The sequence below is a fragment of the Mangrovimonas sp. TPBH4 genome, assembly GCF_001280505.1.
Classification (GTDB): Bacteria; Bacteroidota; Bacteroidia; order Flavobacteriales; family Flavobacteriaceae; genus Mangrovimonas_A.
The window spans coordinates 21,773-39,362 of record NZ_LBIO01000042.1 but is presented as its reverse complement, the minus strand read 5'-3'; the positions used below and the strand labels follow the sequence as shown (position 1 = coordinate 39,362).

At 39.3% G+C, this 17,590-nt stretch carries 15 protein-coding genes; 3 read left to right on the top strand and 12 right to left on the bottom strand.

All coding sequences use genetic code 11. The features are described 5' to 3' along the window. Positions 1-2 precede the first annotated feature (2 nt). Positions 3-908 carry a DUF6607 family protein gene (locus ZA05_RS05910; protein ID WP_053990766.1) on the bottom strand — a complete coding sequence of 302 codons (906 nt, stop codon included), beginning with the start codon at positions 906-908 and terminating at the stop codon, positions 3-5. 73 nt (positions 909-981) lie between these two features. Here ZA05_RS05910 and ZA05_RS05905 point away from each other — a divergent pair, with 73 nt between their 5' ends. From ZA05_RS05905 to ZA05_RS05895, 3 genes are all read left to right on the top strand, one after another. After that, complete coding sequence (locus tag ZA05_RS05905; RefSeq protein WP_053990765.1) at positions 982-3,117, top strand: TonB-dependent siderophore receptor; 2,136 nt, start codon at positions 982-984, stop codon at positions 3,115-3,117. A 13-nt stretch (positions 3,118-3,130) separates the two neighbouring features. Beyond that, on the top strand, positions 3,131-4,222 hold the full coding sequence (locus ZA05_RS05900; protein ID WP_053990764.1) for an HmuY family protein: 1,092 nt from the start codon (positions 3,131-3,133) through the stop codon (positions 4,220-4,222). Between the two features lie 302 nt (positions 4,223-4,524). Further along, positions 4,525-5,724 carry a T9SS type A sorting domain-containing protein gene (locus tag ZA05_RS05895; RefSeq protein ID WP_053990763.1) on the top strand — a complete coding sequence of 400 codons (1,200 nt, stop codon included), beginning with the start codon at positions 4,525-4,527 and terminating at the stop codon, positions 5,722-5,724. 59 nt (positions 5,725-5,783) lie between these two features. Here ZA05_RS05895 and ZA05_RS05890 read toward each other — a convergent pair whose 3' ends face one another. The 11 genes from ZA05_RS05890 to ZA05_RS05840 form a co-directional block, all read right to left on the bottom strand. Beyond that, complete coding sequence (locus tag ZA05_RS05890; RefSeq protein ID WP_053990762.1) at positions 5,784-6,410, bottom strand: carbonic anhydrase; 627 nt, start codon at positions 6,408-6,410, stop codon at positions 5,784-5,786. A 6-nt stretch (positions 6,411-6,416) separates the two neighbouring features. After that, entirely contained in the window at positions 6,417-8,276 is a 1,860-nt protein-coding gene (locus ZA05_RS05885) for a SulP family inorganic anion transporter (RefSeq protein WP_082333694.1), read from the bottom strand. Positions 8,277-8,441: 165 nt separating this feature from the next. Next, a complete protein-coding gene (locus ZA05_RS05880) occupies positions 8,442-9,071 on the bottom strand; it encodes a carbonic anhydrase family protein (RefSeq protein ID WP_053990760.1) in 630 nt (209 codons plus the stop codon). A gap of 38 nt (positions 9,072-9,109) precedes the next feature. Next, the gene (locus ZA05_RS05875) at positions 9,110-9,904 is read right to left on the bottom strand and encodes a universal stress protein (protein ID WP_053990759.1); all 795 of its coding nucleotides are present in this window, start codon (positions 9,902-9,904) and stop codon (positions 9,110-9,112) included. Between the two features lie 6 nt (positions 9,905-9,910). Continuing rightward, complete coding sequence (locus tag ZA05_RS05870; RefSeq protein ID WP_053990758.1) at positions 9,911-11,503, bottom strand: SulP family inorganic anion transporter; 1,593 nt, start codon at positions 11,501-11,503, stop codon at positions 9,911-9,913. Positions 11,504-11,588: 85 nt separating this feature from the next. Next, positions 11,589-11,891, bottom strand: a complete 303-nt coding sequence (locus ZA05_RS05865; RefSeq protein ID WP_053990757.1) for a hypothetical protein — start codon at positions 11,889-11,891, stop codon at positions 11,589-11,591. A 56-nt stretch (positions 11,892-11,947) separates the two neighbouring features. Next, the gene (locus ZA05_RS05860) at positions 11,948-12,706 is read right to left on the bottom strand and encodes a tetratricopeptide repeat protein (protein WP_053990756.1); all 759 of its coding nucleotides are present in this window, start codon (positions 12,704-12,706) and stop codon (positions 11,948-11,950) included. A 1-nt stretch (position 12,707) separates the two neighbouring features. Further along, positions 12,708-14,483 carry a BatD family protein gene (locus ZA05_RS05855; RefSeq protein WP_053990755.1) on the bottom strand — a complete coding sequence of 592 codons (1,776 nt, stop codon included), beginning with the start codon at positions 14,481-14,483 and terminating at the stop codon, positions 12,708-12,710. A 36-nt stretch (positions 14,484-14,519) separates the two neighbouring features. Next, positions 14,520-15,365 carry a tetratricopeptide repeat protein gene (locus ZA05_RS05850; RefSeq protein ID WP_231632454.1) on the bottom strand — a complete coding sequence of 282 codons (846 nt, stop codon included), beginning with the start codon at positions 15,363-15,365 and terminating at the stop codon, positions 14,520-14,522. 132 nt (positions 15,366-15,497) lie between these two features. Next, positions 15,498-16,535: a VWA domain-containing protein gene (locus ZA05_RS05845; RefSeq protein WP_053990753.1), complete on the bottom strand. Its 1,038-nt coding sequence runs from the start codon at positions 16,533-16,535 to the stop codon at positions 15,498-15,500. 49 nt (positions 16,536-16,584) lie between these two features. Continuing rightward, positions 16,585-17,589 carry a VWA domain-containing protein gene (locus ZA05_RS05840; protein ID WP_053990752.1) on the bottom strand — a complete coding sequence of 335 codons (1,005 nt, stop codon included), beginning with the start codon at positions 17,587-17,589 and terminating at the stop codon, positions 16,585-16,587. Position 17,590: the final 1 nt, after the last annotated feature.

The window sequence follows — 17,590 nt, the reverse complement described above, 5'->3', positions numbered from 1 at the left end:
GTTTATTTTACAAAAGATTCAATTAACGGATTGATCTCCTCCGCTGTTTGGTATTTTTCAGCATCAAACAAATATTTAAACAATACTTTGTTATCTACTTTTTCCTCCAAATATAAGTCTTTATGTCTTGCAAACACTTCATCCCACTTAGCTCTTACCAAAGCCCATTTAGCCTGATTGGTATTCCAGTAGTCCTGTGCAGCTTTACACTTGCTATCGTCTACTTTTACATAAGTATTGTATCCTTTTTCTTGAGCCAACACTTTATCTTCGTTTCCTTCCTCACGCACTAACTTGTCGTTGTCCTGGTTGTGGATCCAACCGTTATCGGTGATTTCGTGGCGATTTCTTCTTACAGTTACATTATAATCACTACGTTGTGTATACTCACGTCTTGGAAGTGGCGCCGTAGTGGTATTTTCCCAATAGCTTTTGCCATCTACGTGTACCCAAGTCGCGGTTCCCTCGTATCTAGGACTATCATCCACTTGAAATACTTTTTGCGTCCACTGTCCTTTTACTTCACTTTTCGGCAAACTTTGGTAGCTCCACTTATTATTATGGTCGTATACATACAAATCGGTGTTTTCGAATTCCCAATCCTGTCTCCAGTGCTTTACAATATGAGGGGCATCCGATGGTCCTACGATCAATAAATGCTGCATGGAAATTTTATCCTTGCTATCCTCTACCAATTGCACCCACTCCAAACCTCTGTCGTGTTTTGTTTTGGAAGGCACGTAAGTTGAATCTCCTGAATACTCAAAAGTTTCGGCGAAATTGAAGTTCACCTTATAACAGCCACACATATCCTTGATGGCCTGTTGGTCCTGCTTCTTCTTGTTTTGGGCATTTAGGTTTACACTTAGTAATAATGCCACTGCCACTAATGGGAAAATACGTTTCATTGAGAAAATTTTATGCTTATTTAGATTGATTTAAAATAACATTGATATATTTGCACCGCAAAACTAATCAAGAATGAGTCTAAATAAAAATAAAATCGTTATTTATTTTTCACTTTTTTTAAGCTGCTTCGCTTTTTCACAGGAAGTGAAACAAGACTCTACCCAAATTGAAGCCTTAACCGAAGTAGTGGTTACGGGACAGTACAATCCGCAGTCCATCAAAAAATCGGTGCACAATGTTATTGTTATAAAAAGGGAACAAATAGACAATCAGGCAGCCAATAATTTAGCCGATTTGCTCAATTTCAACCTGAACCTTACCATTCTACCGAGTTCGCAAACAGGGAAATCAACCATATCCTTTTTTGGTTTGGATGCCCAATACTTTAATATTCTCGTAGACAACATCCCATTGGTAAGTGATAACGGACTTGGTAACAACATAGATTTAACGCAAATCAACCTGGACGATATTGAACGTATCGAAATTGTGGAAGGTGCCATGGGTGTAGAATACGGTGCCAATGCTGTTTCTGGTGTCATTAACATCATTACCAAAAAATCCATTGATAGCAATTGGAAACTGGAAGCCTTAGTTCAAGAAGAAACCGTAAGCGATGAATATGCTTGGTTTGATGAAGGAAGACATATACAAGGCATAAACCTAGCCCACAATCTCTCCGAAAAATGGTTCGCTAAAATAGGCTTTAACCGCAACCAATTTGCAGGTTTTTTGAATGATAGACAAGGAAAAGATCATTACTTAAATGATAGCTTACGTGGTTACGAATGGTTGCCAAAAACCCAACTTACTAGTGGCGCTATGGTCAATTACAAAACAGATCGTTTCAACCTTAATTACAAGTTTGAATATTTTAATGAGACCCTAAACTATTATAACCGAACAGTCAATCCAAATATTGATGTAGCATCACAAACCAGCAATCCCTATGCTTTAGAGGATAAAATATTTAACACCCATCGATTTGTCAACAACCTAAATCTTAATGGAAGTTTAAATTCTAGTGCTAACTATCAGGCCTCTTTTTCCTATCAACAACAAGAACGCAATCTGAATGAATTTACTTATTACATCCTTACGGAAGACAAAACGAATGAAACCAACGAGACCTACCAGTCCAGTAAAGTATTCTTTTCCAAAGGGACTATAAGCAACTTAGTAAAAACCAAAAATCTTAATTTTCAATTAGGCTATGAAACCCAATATAATGAAGGTTTCGACACTCAAGCCACAGGAGGTTACACTCAAGAAGACAGAACCAAAATACAAAGTAACTACGCCGTATTTGGCTCATCAGAATACCAACTTAACAAAGCCATTTCTTTAAGACCTGGTTTACGCTACGAGTACAATACAAAGTACCACTCTAAAGTAACAGGTAGTTTAAGTGCTCGCTATTTAATGTCCCATGGCTTTGAGCTTAGGGCTAACGTAGGAACCTCTTATAGAACGCCAAATTTCGAAGAACTCTATTACATCCTTTTTAATGAAAATCATAATTATAGAGGAAATGAAAACCTAAATCCAGAAAACGGAATAACTGCATTTATCAACCTTAAAAAACACAGCTATTTCAACAATATTTCATTACAAAATGTTCTAAAGTTAAGCTATATAGACATTCAAGACAAAATTGCTTGGGCTACAGTAAGCTTCTCTCCACGGCTAGACCAAGCTATTAATATTGATAGTTATAAACTTTGGGGTATCACCTCCGACAACTCCTTAAATGCAGATCGTTGGACACTTAAAATAGGGGCTTCCCTGCAAGGAATTAGTCAAATTCACCAAAAAGAGGTCAATTCAAATGATGACTTTCTATATGCCTATCAAATCAACACAAGCAGCACGTATCAACTAAAGAAATGGGACACTTTTATCACCATGCTTTTTAAATACCAAGGACCTACCCAAAGATTTGTACAATCGGGGCTAGATGAAAATGGTTATGCCACATTTGAGCAACAAACCACCGATGGGTATGGTTGGTTGGATGCCTCTGTTAAAAAATCATTCTTTGACAATAAACTAACTACAACTGTAGGAGCCAGAAACCTTCTGGATATCACTAGTGTGAATATTAGCAATTTCAGTTCTGGAGGCACACACTCCTCAGGTAGTCAATCCCTGCTGTTGGGTTACGGACGCTCATTTTATTTAAAACTATTATATAATCTGAATTTTTAAAATTAATACCATTATGATCAACAAACTTTTTACTGTATTATGCGTAGCTGCTACCTTGGGTTTTACAAGCTGTAGTAGTGATGATGATTCACCCTCTGGCCCAATCTCCATTGTAATTGAGGGCGCAAGTGTAAGTCCAGAGGTAGGAGGCCCAAACCAACAAAACCAAGTGTATGTAGATTTGAGCACCAACACCAGCACTAGTGTACAACGCGATTCTTGGGACCTAGGATTTTATTCTGGTGATGAATTCAAAGTGACCATCAACGGATCTATCTACATGGCTACTGCGGCTTTAACCTCAACCGATATTGATGCGGTAAGCTCTAGCGACCAGGAAGTACAGCAATTACAACCTCAAGTTGCGGTTGGAACCTTTCAAGCGGCGAGTGCAGCCTTTGTAGACGCTCCATCAGGTGATATTTCTGAAACCGCCATTGCCACGATTTCAGAAAATGATGCCGACAACAAAGTATACCTATTAAACTTAGGCTATGAAGTTGGCACAGAAACTCCAGAAACTGGTACCATTGCCGTAACCGGTGAATCAAGAGGATGGATGAAAATTCGCGTTTTAAAAGACGGTAACGACTATGTATTGCAATATGCCAACTTGGATGATACCACCCATGAAGAAGTTGTTATTTCAAAAAACAACGAGCATAATTTCACCTTCTTTAGCTTCAATACCAACAATGAAGTAGCTGTTGAGCCAGCGGCCACGAACTGGGATTTAAACTTCACAGTATTCACGAACCTCATCGAAGGTTACGGTGCTTATGGATATTCCGATTTTGTGGTGAATAACACCAAAGCCAACGTTGGCATTTATATGATCGATTCTGAAGTTGAAACAGAATTAACCTATAATGAATTTACGTTAGCTAATGTTGTTGACGCCAATTTTGTATACAATGACCAAAGAACTATTGGAAGCAGCTGGAGAAATGGCGGAGGTCCTAGCGCTTCCCCTTCTGTAAAAGAAAATGTATTCTACATCATCAGCGATACCGATGGCAACCTTTACAAACTAAAATTCTTGGCAATGTCCACCGAATCCGGTGAACGAGGAAACCCAGAGTTTGTATACTCACTACTACAATAATGTAACAAAGGCCACTTGAAATACAGTGGCTTTTTTTTCTCAAGAACCCAAAACAGCACATATCAAGCAATTAAGTTAATTCCTACAGGAAATCTATTTAAAAGCAACAAATCATAACTCAAAAAGCCGTTGTACCAAAGAGAAAAAAACTAAATTTAAGCAGAAAAAACTGTCAAAATTTGGATCTAAAGTGCCCAAATTAATTTTCAAGACATACAAAATCAATAACCAACCCTAATTATTACATTATGAAACAAACTTTACATTGCACTCTTTTTTTGATGCTCCTAAGCATCCTTAATATGAAAGCCCAACAAGATATAGATCTTAGTATGGGGGCTTCCTATGCAAACCAAGTTTACTTTAAACTAAGTAACCTAACCACTACCTCCTATCCCGGGAGTGTTTGGGACCTAGCTTTCCTTAGAACTGGACAAGACGATATAGGAATTCGCATAAATGATCACGCAGGGATTAAAGTATATGAGGTAACTACCAATACAAACGCCTGGGATGACATACCAGTAACAACTGAAGCCCAATCCGAATGGACGCAATTGTACAATAGCGAAACCACTTGGACAGGTGCATTTGACAATGGTTCCGCAACATATGGTTTTGGAGAATACAACCCAGATAACCAACACATTGAAGGCTCAGTTATTTTTGTTTTAAAATATGCAGATGGCACCTATCGTAAATTTTTAAACCAGGATGCTTTTAATGGTTACACATTTAAATATGCCACTTGGAACACCAGTACCAATGCTTGGGGAGAAGATACCACGGTAACACTAGAAAATACAAATAACCCCAACAACACCTATAACTTCTATTCCTTGGAAACGGGAGAAGAAGTTTATGCTCAACCGGCCACAACAGATTGGGACTTTGTTGCTACAAAATACATTTCAGATTACAATGGTAATGGTTCTTTGTTTTGGCCAGTAACAGGGGTACTACACAATGACCAAGTTACTGTAGCTCAAAATGAAGAAATGGAAGGCGCTACAGAAAATCCAACCTTAACCTATTCCGATGAGATCAATACTATTGGTAGCGATTGGAAAACCTATGTTTCATCAGTAGAATATGATGTGAATTCTGATATGGCTTATTATGTAAAATATGCTGACAACTCGGTTTACAGGATTTACTTCACCGCTTTTGAAGGTAGCTCCACAGGAAACCTTTCTTTTGCCTTTGAAAATGTAACCCAGTCATTGGGAGTAGAGGAACTAGACAACAATGTTACTTTTGGTGTTTATCCAAACCCTTCTTCCGATGGTAAAATCAACTTGATTTATGATGTCGCTAAATCTGGCACCAACCATCTTACCATCTATTCCATGCAAGGAAGCAAAATATTAGAAACATCACTTTCTAGCCAACAAGGGTTTTACAATAAAACCCTAGATCTATCTCACCTACAAAAAGGAGTATACATGCTTAATTTCACCTCTGGAGATTATACAATAAGTAAAAAAGTTATTTTGAAATAACCTCTCGATCTGAAAAATTGACAACAAAAAAAGCCACTCAACTTGAGTGGCTTTTATCTTTAGTCCAAATGATAAATCTTCCGGATGTTTTCCAATATAGCTGTAAAATCAATTTTCAAGTCAATGAGTTTCCCTGAATGCACATCAAACACCCAGCCATGAACTTTTAAGCCACGCTCCCTAACTGCCTTTTGAATGGCGGCCGTTTTAATTAAATTGACACACTGCTCTTGAACATTAAGCTCAATTAAACGATCATACCGCTGGTCTTCATTGTCAATGGCATTGAGCTCTTCAGTATGCAAGCGGTACACGTCCCTAATACTTCGCAACCAAGGGTTCAACAATCCCAAATCCTCCGACAGCATGGCTGCCTTAACACCGCCACAGGCATAGTGCCCACAAACAACCACATCGGCTACCTTTAAATGGTTCACGGCATATTCTATGACCGACATGGCATTTAAATCGGTAGCAATCACCATATTTGCAATATTTCGGTGCACAAATACTTCCCCTGGTTCCAATCCCATGAGCCCTTCCACATCTACTCGGCTATCGGAACAGCCTATATACAAAAACTGAGGACTTTGCCCTTTCCCAAGCTTATTAAAGTAGTTTTCATCCTTGGCTAATTTCTCCTGAATCCACTTTTCATTATTTTCAAAAACTCTATTTAAATCCATTTTCGTTTAATTTGTCACGTTACTTTTTATCCATTGTGTACTGTCCTTAAAAGCTGTAAAAATATGCTCCTCTGGGATTAGCTCCGGTATAATTCCAATCCGCTCCATCATATAACGCGGTTGTTTCAATAGGTCCACCAACAAAATCGTTATCCCATTTTTACTCAACTCCTGAACCACCTCCTCAAAAGCGTAAAGGCCCGATTGATCGACATACTGCATACGGCCAAGACGCATTACCACTGTTTTGGCCGAGGTTGGGATTTGCGATGCCAACTTTTGAAACTCGCTTGTAGATCCAAAAAATAATGGCCCCTTAACATGTTTCACATATACTTTCGCCTTCATTTCATCCGTAAACCCACAGTCATTGGCCCAGCCCTTTTCTTCCGACAAAGGTTTAACATCGGACCGTTCGGCGGTGAGGTCACCAATCTTTTTCATAAACATAAGTGAGGCAATGATAAGCCCAATCCCTACGGCATACACCAAATTCCAAAGAGAAGAAAGGACTAAAACCACTATCATGATCAACACTTCAGAGCTCAGCCATAATGGCCCTATTCGTGTATCCCTAGGCAAACTCGGAATGGCTTTCAACCCTTTATAATCCATTACCCCGATTCCTACAGTAATCAGAATTCCAGCCAAAACTGCTGCCGGGATTTTGGAAGCTATTGGCCCCAACAACAACAAAATAATAAGCAAGACCAAACCCGCGACCATCCCCGAGAGTTTAGTTTTTCCTCCCGATTGGATATTTACAACCGTCCTAATAGTGGCACCAGCCCCTGGAATTCCCCCAAAAATAGCCCCGATGCTGTTCCCAATTCCCTGTCCAACCAACTCCTTATTAGGCCGGTGTTTGGTTTTGGTCATATTATCGGCTACAACACTTGTTAATAGAGAATCAATAGCTCCAAGGAGGGCTAATGTAAGCGCCGTAAAAATATAAGGTGTTAATTGCTTTAGGCTGAAATTGGTAAACATTTCCAGGTTAGGCATTGGAAATCCACTTGGAATCTGTTGTATCGGTCTATAATCCAACCCGAAAACAATAGCAATGGTCGACATAACCAACAAGGCCACCAAAGTACTAGGCACCGCTTTGGTAATACGCTTGAACCCATAAATAATGAAAATTGTCCCCAAGGCCAAAACCAGTTCCAACCAATTTATATTCATCAACGCCCTCGGCAACACTTTAATAGCACCTACAACACCAGAAGCTTCATTAGCCGCCAAGGTCTCTGACCCCAAAACGATATCAGCTTCTGTAATTCCTTCAGCTCTATTGATGGTTTCTCTAAAGTCTTCCAAAACCAAAATACCTTCCCCTGCTTCTTCTTTCAAAATATTTTCAAGAATGACCTCTTCCGACCTCGCCCTAAACTGCTCTACATAAACCGAATCTTCCTTTGGATAATATCCCAAAGAAGGCAGGATTTGAGTCACAATAATGATTACCCCGATGGCCGACATAAACCCAGAAACCACAGGGTAAGGGATATAGCGAATATATCTTCCAATCCCTAAAACCCCCAATCCTATTTGCATAATACCCGAAAGTAAAAACACAATTAAAATAGTAGGTAGTGCCTTTTGCACATCCCCATCATTGGCCGCAATAATCCCAGCAATAATCACCATGCTCACTGCTGTCATTGGGGCTGTTGGCCCAGAGATTTGCGTATTGGTACCTCCCAATAGGGCTGCAAAGAAACTTAAAAAAATTGCGCCATAAAGCCCCGCACTGGGGCCCAGTCCCGAACTCACTCCAAATGCAAGAGCTAAGGGCAATGCCACTATCCCTGCCGTAAGACCACCGAACAGATCGCCCTTAAAATTGGAGAAAATTTTGTTCAACTTATATGCTTTTAAAATCGTTTATCTAAGTTAACCTTTATAATATAAATAAAAAAGTACCTACAAGACACTTTCATTCTAAAAGTCAAAATTTTAAAAAAAAGCGCGCCGACATTAATGCCAGCGCTGTTCATATTTTATTTAAAGAAATGGGCTATGTAATTCCTACTCATAAAAGGTTACAGCTCCTGTATTGATATCATACATGGCACCAATAATCTTAATTTCTCCATTCTTTTCCATCTCATCAAGTATAGAACTCTCTTTACGAATTCTATCAATGGTTAAATGAACGTTTTTCTCGGAAACGGCATCTACAAATTCCAAATTCTTTGAAGTTCTTAAACTTGCATCGGTTGGTTCTGTAACGCTATTCACCGCAGGTGTAATTTTTTCGATCAACTTGGTTAAATTTCCCATTTCGGCATGATCGCAGGCTCCTTTAACGGCTCCGCAACTGGTATGTCCCAGCACGACGATAAGTTTGGTGCCTGCCAATTTACAGGCAAATTCCATACTTCCTAAAATATCTTCGTTTACAAAGTTACCAGCAATTCGCACACTAAAAATATCTCCTAATCCCTGATCGAACACAAGTTCTGCAGACACCCTAGAGTCAATACAACTTAATATAGTTGCAAAAGGGAACTGCCCCTCACTAGTGTCATTTACCTGCTCCAATAAATTTCTATTGGCCTTTAGGTTATTCTGAAATCTTAAATTCCCTTCTTTTAAAAATGTCAACGACTTTTCTGGGGTCATTGTTGCTTGTGTCTCTTTGGTATGTGCTTTCATAATTCTATTTGGTTTTACAACTCACTTAAAGGCCAATTTTAAATCGACAATAAAAGGGAGATATTAAGATTATTTACAATATTATAAATATCTGTATGTTTTGATTTTGTATTCTTCTTAGTTTTTGACTGCCCCCTATCTATACAGAACAAATTTACACTGCTTTTAGAAAGGTAATTGGACATATTTTTAATGGTTTGATCTCCTGCCTCAAAAACAAATTCCACAGCTTCATGATCCGTAGACTGTTCAGTTTCACTTGTAGAATCATCCCCATTTGCAATTTTGAAGGACTTTATAGGTTGGTCTGCAAAAGGCAGTAAGCTTTTTGCAAAAGCAGAATAGGAGCCATTAAAAACACCCATAGACAAAGGTTGTTTAGGCTCTAGACCATTCTCTAGGCCGGATATCATGATAGGTCCTTCGTGCTCTTCCATTACAAATTGGGTTAAACCATCACCGCCTAAGCTTATTAGTTTGGACGGCCTTTTGCCCATGACAATAATATCTGGACGTCGCTCCTTGAGATAGGTCCCAATTTCATTTTTGACATTCCCAAAAACAAAGCTGTATTGGATAGTAATTCCATAAACTTCCTCGATGGGTTGGATCATTTTTTGAATGCTCTTTTTAGTGCTATTCTTTTCTTCGTTTATGCTACGAATGGCAGACAATTGATTTTCCTTTTGCACAATGTCTCCCGGCTTTTTTACATGGAATAGCTCAATACTGCCATTGACCATATTAGCCAAACTCACAGCACTCTTAAGGGTAGTAGCCGTGGTACTACCCAAATCTGAAAGCACCAATATGCGTTGTGCCTTGGACTCCATAAGTGTTTAGCTTAAACTTAATTTGGATTTTGGACGTTCTTTAAAGAACTTTACAAAACTTGGAGGGTTTTCTACCACACCTCGTTTGGAAACCAGTTTCACATCAATATTGCGTTCTTTTGCTACATGCGTGAAATCTTCAAGAATCTCGATAATATCATGATCCAAATAGCGGGTCTTCATCAAATCGAGCTCCAGATACGTGTCGCGAGGCAAACTGTCCAATTCTTTAAGAATCGCTCCTTTGTTAAAGAAGGTCACCTCTTCTGCTAATGTCATTTTTATTTTATGCTTGCCATTGCTTTTGTCTTCAATATGCAAAAAGTGAGAGTTTTGGTAGCTCTTCAATAGAATTACAACAATACCCACCAACAATCCCAAACTGATTCCTACCAGTAAATCTGTAAACACAATTCCTACCACAGTTACGATAAATGGCAACCATTGCTTCCAACCCAACTTGTACATTTCCATAAACAATTTTGGCTTTGCAAGCTTGTATCCAACTACCAACAATATTGCTGCCAATACGGATAATGGAATCATGTTCAACAATCTTGGAATCAAGATTACGGAAATCAACAATAACATACCATGGATGATGGCAGACAATTTGGTGCGTCCTCCAGATTGGATATTGGCAGAACTTCTAACAATTACCTGGGTAATTGGAAGCCCTCCAATTAATCCAGAAAAAATGTTTCCGGTTCCTTGCGCCAACAACTCTCTATTGGTTGGGGTAACATTTTTATGGGGATCCAACTTATCCGTTGCCTCCACACACAATAAAGTTTCCAAACTTGCTACCAAAGCAATGGTAAAGGCTGTTACCCAAACTTCATGATTGGTAATGGCTGCAAAATTTGGAAAGGTGAACTGCCCTAGAAAAGAACTAAAGTCATCCGGAATAGGTACACTCACCAAATGGGAATTGGAAATCCCCAAGACACTGTTGGACTCTGTAAAAGCAAAAAATATTATCCCAAGTACAACGGCTACCAGAGGGCCTTGGATCACTTTGAAAAATTTCGCCTTTTTGGCAAGCACATTATCCCAAATCAGAATTACGGCCAAACCAATAATTCCAATGACCATAGACCCCATAATGAGGTTGTCAAAAATATGGGCTATAGAAGAAAAACTGTTTTCCCCAGACACTTCCAGGAAACTATCGGCCCCTTCAGGTTCTGCATCATAACCAAAAAAGTGCGGGATCTGTTTTAGAATAATAATGATTCCAATCCCTGTCAACATCCCCTTAATGACCGAGGAAGGAAAATAGTAACCAATCACCCCAGCTCTTAAAAAGCCAAGCACCAATTGAATAACTCCACCAAGCACTACGGCTACAAGGAAATTTTCATATCCTCCTAAAGCTCCAATGGCTGTTAATACAATAGCGGCCAAACCTGCAGCCGGTCCACTCACTCCAATATTGGAGCCACTTAAGGACCCTACTATAACACCACCAATAATACCGGCAATGACCCCAGAAAACAATGGGGCGCCACTTGCCAAGGCAATCCCTAAACACAAGGGCAATGCCACAAAAAACACGACTATACTAGCCGGCAAATCTTGTTTAAGATATTTAAACATACGCTAATTTTTTTGCCTTAAAAAAAGGCTATAGTTAAACTTGAAAATGGACTCAGATTTATCACATTCTGAGTAAATACTGTGTTTAAGCTATCGTATGTTCAGGGGGAGGAGATATAATTTTAAAAAACTTCTTGGAATAGTGTTTCAAAGGTAATACTGTGATTCTTTTTTCCTTGGAAACATCAAATACCAATTCACTTTTTCCAAACTCAAAAAACTTTATTTCGGTATCCTTAATCTTTTCCACAGACTTTTCCTCTTCTTCATTAACGCTGAAGAAAGCTGCCGTATCAAAATCGTTATCAAGGACTGCCACAACCGTAGGTGCTGCTATAAAAGCAACAAATACCGATAAAAAGAAAATTGTTATGGCCTTTTGAATCATTTGAATTGAGAAAGTAACAAATATAACACTCGTTACTAAGAAATCTGTAAAATAATTTAAAAAGTCTTCAACAGACGTATGTCATTACTACTAATCCAGCCTGTTTTACCGTCAGTAAGTTTTATTTTTTTCCAATCGTTAAGAGTGTCCAACACTTGTACCTTGGTACCCTCGTGCAACCTAAAGGCTTCTTCACTCCGTAGGTTCGGCTCGCTTTTCACTTGGCTTTCTTCAGCAAACACAATAGCCGGTTGATCCCTCTTTTGCAATTCATATCGATGGAACGCAAATGTCAAGGCTATTAAAGTAATCCCCAAAAAAGCAAAACTAGCCACAAAAGTGATACGCTTGGTAACAGTTGAATAGCTAAAGTAGTAATACAAATATAGCACCACAAAAATGAGCATTCCCACCACGGCGATATAAGCCCAACCATCAAACCCTAAAGACCTTGTAGCTCCGTTTACAATTTTTGAAAGCCCTACTTCAGGGATCACATCAATGGCATCGATGGTCATGTTTTTGGCAAAGGCAATATTGTTTTGGATCTCCTTATCATTGGGAGCCAATTGGAGTGCCTTTTCATAATAGAAAATACTAGGTGCAATATTGTTGAGCTTGTAGTTGGCATTTCCCAAGTTAAAATACAATTCGGCAGAATGCTCACCATTGTTCAAAATGGTTTCGTATTTTTCAATAGCTTCGGCATAATCTCCATCATTGTAAAGCTTATTTCCCTGTTCGAATAAGGAATCATTTTGGGAAAAGCCCAATGCAGTGGTCAGTATGGAAATGATAAGGAATAACTTTTTCATCTTAACTAATTTGCTTATCAATTAATGAAATTGTCTTGGCCGATTTTTCATAATCCTGCTGCATTTCTACATTGGTAATAGGGGTGTAACGCGCCAATTCGCAATTCTTCAATATACCCACAAACTCTTCTACCACGGTAGTTTCAACACTTTTCGAATTGAGCAATTCCCTAATTTTATCCTTGCTGAATTCACTGGTTTCAATATGCAGAGTCGCTTTTAGATAATTGTGAAGGGCCCTTTCAAGAGCCACATAAAAGGCTTCCTTTTGTCCCAAATTGCGTTTGGCTTCACTAAGATATTTTTTGGCCAGTTTATCTGCTTTACGGATTTTATTACCAAAGACATCTGCCGCTCGCTTATCACGTTCTTTTCTATACACCATTGCCAGAGGAATGGCCAATAAAGGCAACAATAGAGAGCTCCAAAACCAAGTAGACTTGAAGAAATAATTAGGTTTAACGGTGGTTAAATTGGCATTGGTTTTTACAAAGGCAAACTGGTCGTTGCTCAAAATCACCTTTTGTTTGTTCCCCGCCACCGTGGTAATGCTGTTATCTGAAGTTGCCTTGTTGGTAGGCCCTTCCAACACATCTATAATTAATTCGTCGGAAGTGATGCGTTTATAGGATTCGGTCTTTAAATCGAAATAGGAGAAGGACACCTTTGGAATAGGGTATTTCCCTTTAAACTGAGGCACTACGGTATAACTATCTGAAATACTTCCCTGCATTCCAGACAGGTTTGTTCTAACATTTTCGGTATACTCCGGTTCATAAATCTCCAGAGAACTCGGCACCGTTAACTTAGGAAGCTTGAACAGTTTCAGGTTTCCGTTTCCAGTCACTTCCAATTTCAACTGCAAGGATTCTGTAGCATTCAATGATTGTTTGGAAGTAGCTACTTTAAAGTCAAAGTCTCCCACTGCCCCAGTAAAATCCGAAGGTTTATTCTCTTCGGGCAACGGTTTTACCTTAATGGTTCTAGCACCTGCGGACACGGTACGGTGTACTTTGGTCATTAAACGGCCTCCAAAAATATCACGTCGGTTGGTGGGTACATCCACGGTTACATCCAAGCTTAAAGGCTCTATTTCCAACTTGCCTGTCTTCTGAGGATACAGCACTGTTTTACGTAACACCACATAACGATATTCCTCACCCTTATAGGTTCCATTCTGCACCTTTAAACCTTTAATATCAATATTCTGACTCCAAAAATCACTATACTTAGGATTGTCTATCTCCCTCCAATTACTCACGCCCGTATTGGCAGACACATAAAGTTTATATTCTACCGAAATGGCTTCGTTGAGATAAGGATTGGTTTTAGAAACCTCAGCTACCAAATGAATGTTATCTTCCGCTATATTATCGGCATTGTAAGGATCGTTGGGTCGTTTTACTGCAGCGGTAACCTCAACGGCTACGGTTTGGGTTTTATAAATCTCCCCATCAATTTCTATGGTAGCCTGATTGATCGTTATTTTCCCTCTTTTTTTAGGCGCCAGAAAATAGCTGTAGGTTTTAGAAAATGATCGCTTCCCATTAAGCCAAGAATGGCTCACAGATGTATTGGGACCTCCCACCACGGTAAAACCATTGAAATCTGGAGGGGTAAAATTGTCCCCATCTTTATTCATTTCAAAATCGATGCGCAAACGCTCATTAATCCCAAGTTTGGTCTTGCTTACCTTGGCTTCAAACTTTACTTGGGCAGCACCAATGACGGTGCTTAAAACAAATAACAATAATGTGATATGTTTGATCAATTTCATGTGTCTATCTGCAATTATAAATCTTGTAAATTTGTTCTACCAGTCCTTTTCTGCTTTTACAGGAGTACCCTTTTGTTTTTCGGCATTCATCTTTTCCTGAACTTTCTGCTCCTGATTGTTCATGGCCTCCAATAAATTCTTTATTTGCTGTGGCGACAATTGTCCAGGCTGTGGCTGTGGTTTTTGCTGTTCCTTGTCCTTATCGTCACCTCCTTGGTTGTCTTTCTTATCGTCTTTAGGCTTTCCTTTCTCATCTTCCTTGTCCTCACCATCCTTTTCGTCCTGATCACCTTGATCCTTTTGATCTTGGTTCTGCTGATCCTGATTTTGTTGATCCTCTTTCTCTTGATCCTGATTGTCCTCTTTGTTCTCGTCTTCGTCCTTCTTGTCCTTGTTATTTTCCTGCTGACGCTCTGCACACTCTTTTGCCAAGGCTAAATTGTATCTGGTTTCATCATCTGTTGGATCATTTCGCAAGGCATTCTTAAACGCTTCCACAGCTTCCTGGCACTTTTCATTTTTCATCAAAATGTTACCTATGTTATGAAATGCCTTGTGCTTTTCCGCTCTGTCCGTCGCATTTTTGGCAGCTTGTTGATGACGATAAAGGGCTTCGTCATAAATGCCCTTTTCGTAATAGGAATTTCCCAAATTATAAGCTCCCGAAACGGTAGTAGGCTGCTCTGAAATGGCTTTTCGATATTCCATTTCGGCTGCTACATAATCGTCTTTTTCCACCAGTTCATTTGCATCATACACATATGAATTGGCCTTTTGCATTGCCTTCAATTGCTCTTTTTCCTTGCTATCCTCCTGAGCAAAGGAAAACCCGGTGGTAACCATTAAGAGTACTAAAACCAATTGTTTCATTTGTGACTTCATTGTTAATATTCAAAGGACACCCTTTGTTTTAAACGATTGGACATACCAAGATAAAAAACCCTGTTTTTTATGTCCGTTAAAAAATTTATAAAATTGCCGTTATGCCGACAAGCTACTTAATTACAAGGGAAACTACAGGTTTTCGTTGAATAAATTCAACTTTTTCAACCATGCAGTTTTGCGTTCCAACAGGAAAATATCGATAAACAAAAAGAAAATCCCGAAACCTAAAAACCATTGGAACTGGTCTTTGAAATCGGCATATTCCTTGGCTTCAAACTCAGTTTTATCCATCTTGTTCAACACCTCCCTAATGGCCTCTACCACCGTAGCGGTATTGCGGCCGTTTATATATTCTCCTTTAGCTTCCTCTGCAATACTTTTTAAAGTTTCCTCATTGAGTTTAGTAATTACCGTTTCGCCATTACTATCCTTTTTATAGTTGAGCACCACCCCATTTTTCTTAATAGGAATAGGACCTCCCTTAACATCTCCAACCCCTATGGTAAAAATGCGAATCCCTTCTTTATTGGCTTCTTCGGCAACGCTGGATGACATTTCGCTGTGGTCTTCCCCATCAGAAATGATGATCAACACCCGATTGGTTTGCTGCTCATCGTCGAAATAGGTTTTGGCCAACTCGATAGCTTCATCGATAGCCGTTCCCTGTGAAGACAACATGTCCGTATTCATATTTTGCAGGAACATCTTAGCCGAAGCATAATCCGTTGTAATTGGCAACTGCGGAAAGGCTTTCCCTGCGTAGGCAATGATCCCTACACGGTCACTGGCCAGATTATTGATGATTTGGGTTACCAACTGCTTGGCCTTTTCCAAACGGTTAGGCGCAATGTCTTCTGCTAACATACTTTTGGACACGTCCACAGCAAACACAACATCCACACCTTCGCGCTTTACCGTCTCCAACTTAGTGCCAATCTTTGGGTTTACCAATGCCAAAGCCAAACAGGCAAAGGCCAGGCACATTACCACGACCTTCAAGATGGATTTAAACAAGGATTGGTTGGGGCTTAACCGTTGCAACAACTCCTTATTGGCAAATTTCTTTTGGGCTCTGTATTTCCAAATCTGGAGCATCAAAAAGAGTACGATGACTATTGGAATGACCAATAACCCCCAGAACCATATTTTTTCATCTAATTGATACATATTCTATTCTTGTTGACAACCTCTATAAGGTTATTCCTTTTAATCTTTATTACACAAAACTTCTAAAAACGGTAGACCTCAGCAACACTTCAACCAATAACAATATACTCGCTAGCAATACCAATGGACGGAACTTTTCTTCGTAATTATAGAATTTGAATTCCTCTATTTCCGTTTTCTCCAATTTGTTTATTTCAGCATAAATCTCTTCCAACTTTTTATTGTTGGTTGCCCTAAAGTATTTCCCTCCGGTAACATCAGCGATTTCCTTGAGCAGTGCTTCGTCTATTTCTACCTGCACACGACCATATTGAAACTTACCGTTAGGCATAATGGCAATTGGAGAAAGTGCCATTCCATTAGTTCCCAAACCAATGGTATACACTTTAATACCGTATTCAACAGCCAATTCACTTGCAATCTTAGGATCTATAAACCCAGAATTGTTAACCCCATCGGTTAACAAAATGATAATTTTACTTTTAGCCTTACTGTCCTTTAACCGGTTCACGGAAGTCGCCAATCCCATACCAATAGCAGTCCCCCCTTCAATGATAGTGTTGTACTTAATATCGTCCAAAGAACGTAATACAATGGCCTTATCGCTGGTAATTGGTGTTTTTGTATAACTTTCACCTGCATATTCTACCAGGCCAATTCTATCGTTGGGGCGCCCTTTGATAAACTCCGCAGCAACATCCTTTAAGGCCTCCAATCGATTAGGTTTTAAATCCTTTGCCAACATACTAGCCGAAACATCGATAGCCATGACAATGTCAATTCCTCTGGTAGTTTTGGTTTTGGTAGACACATCCACCGTTCTTGGACGCGCCAAGGCAGTAATAAGCAATCCCAAAGCCAAAAGTCTTAGAACGAACAACAAATGCTTCAATTTTGGCAACCAAGTATTGGTAAGCTTGAAGCCTTTTAAGCTGGAAATCTTTAGTTCGGCAGTTTGCTTTTTATGCTTCAACACATACCACAACAATGCCAAGGGCAACACCAACAGCATCCAAAAAAATTCTTTATTTAAAAACTCTATACCTTCCAACATT

What these genes read in the sequence shown, in the direction of transcription:
- ZA05_RS05840 (WP_053990752.1), bottom strand. Translation starts at nt 17,589, where the DNA reads ATGTTGGAAGGTATAGAGTTTTTAAATAAAGAATTTTTTTGGATGCTG.
- ZA05_RS05900 (WP_053990764.1), top strand. Translation starts at nt 3,131, where the DNA reads ATGATCAACAAACTTTTTACTGTATTATGCGTAGCTGCTACCTTGGGT.
- ZA05_RS05855 (WP_053990755.1), bottom strand. Translation starts at nt 14,483, where the DNA reads ATGAAATTGATCAAACATATCACATTATTGTTATTTGTTTTAAGCACC.
- ZA05_RS05850 (WP_231632454.1), bottom strand. Translation starts at nt 15,365, where the DNA reads ATGAAGTCACAAATGAAACAATTGGTTTTAGTACTCTTAATGGTTACC.
- ZA05_RS05875 (WP_053990759.1), bottom strand. Translation starts at nt 9,904, where the DNA reads ATGGAGTCCAAGGCACAACGCATATTGGTGCTTTCAGATTTGGGTAGT.
- ZA05_RS05895 (WP_053990763.1), top strand. Translation starts at nt 4,525, where the DNA reads ATGAAAGCCCAACAAGATATAGATCTTAGTATGGGGGCTTCCTATGCA.
- ZA05_RS05910 (WP_053990766.1), bottom strand. Translation starts at nt 908, where the DNA reads ATGAAACGTATTTTCCCATTAGTGGCAGTGGCATTATTACTAAGTGTA.
- ZA05_RS05845 (WP_053990753.1), bottom strand. Translation starts at nt 16,535, where the DNA reads ATGTATCAATTAGATGAAAAAATATGGTTCTGGGGGTTATTGGTCATT.
- ZA05_RS05860 (WP_053990756.1), bottom strand. Translation starts at nt 12,706, where the DNA reads ATGAAAAAGTTATTCCTTATCATTTCCATACTGACCACTGCATTGGGC.
- ZA05_RS05890 (WP_053990762.1), bottom strand. Translation starts at nt 6,410, where the DNA reads ATGGATTTAAATAGAGTTTTTGAAAATAATGAAAAGTGGATTCAGGAG.
- ZA05_RS05905 (WP_053990765.1), top strand. Translation starts at nt 982, where the DNA reads ATGAGTCTAAATAAAAATAAAATCGTTATTTATTTTTCACTTTTTTTA.
- ZA05_RS05880 (WP_053990760.1), bottom strand. Translation starts at nt 9,071, where the DNA reads ATGAAAGCACATACCAAAGAGACACAAGCAACAATGACCCCAGAAAAG.
- ZA05_RS05870 (WP_053990758.1), bottom strand. Translation starts at nt 11,503, where the DNA reads ATGTTTAAATATCTTAAACAAGATTTGCCGGCTAGTATAGTCGTGTTT.
- ZA05_RS05865 (WP_053990757.1), bottom strand. Translation starts at nt 11,891, where the DNA reads ATGATTCAAAAGGCCATAACAATTTTCTTTTTATCGGTATTTGTTGCT.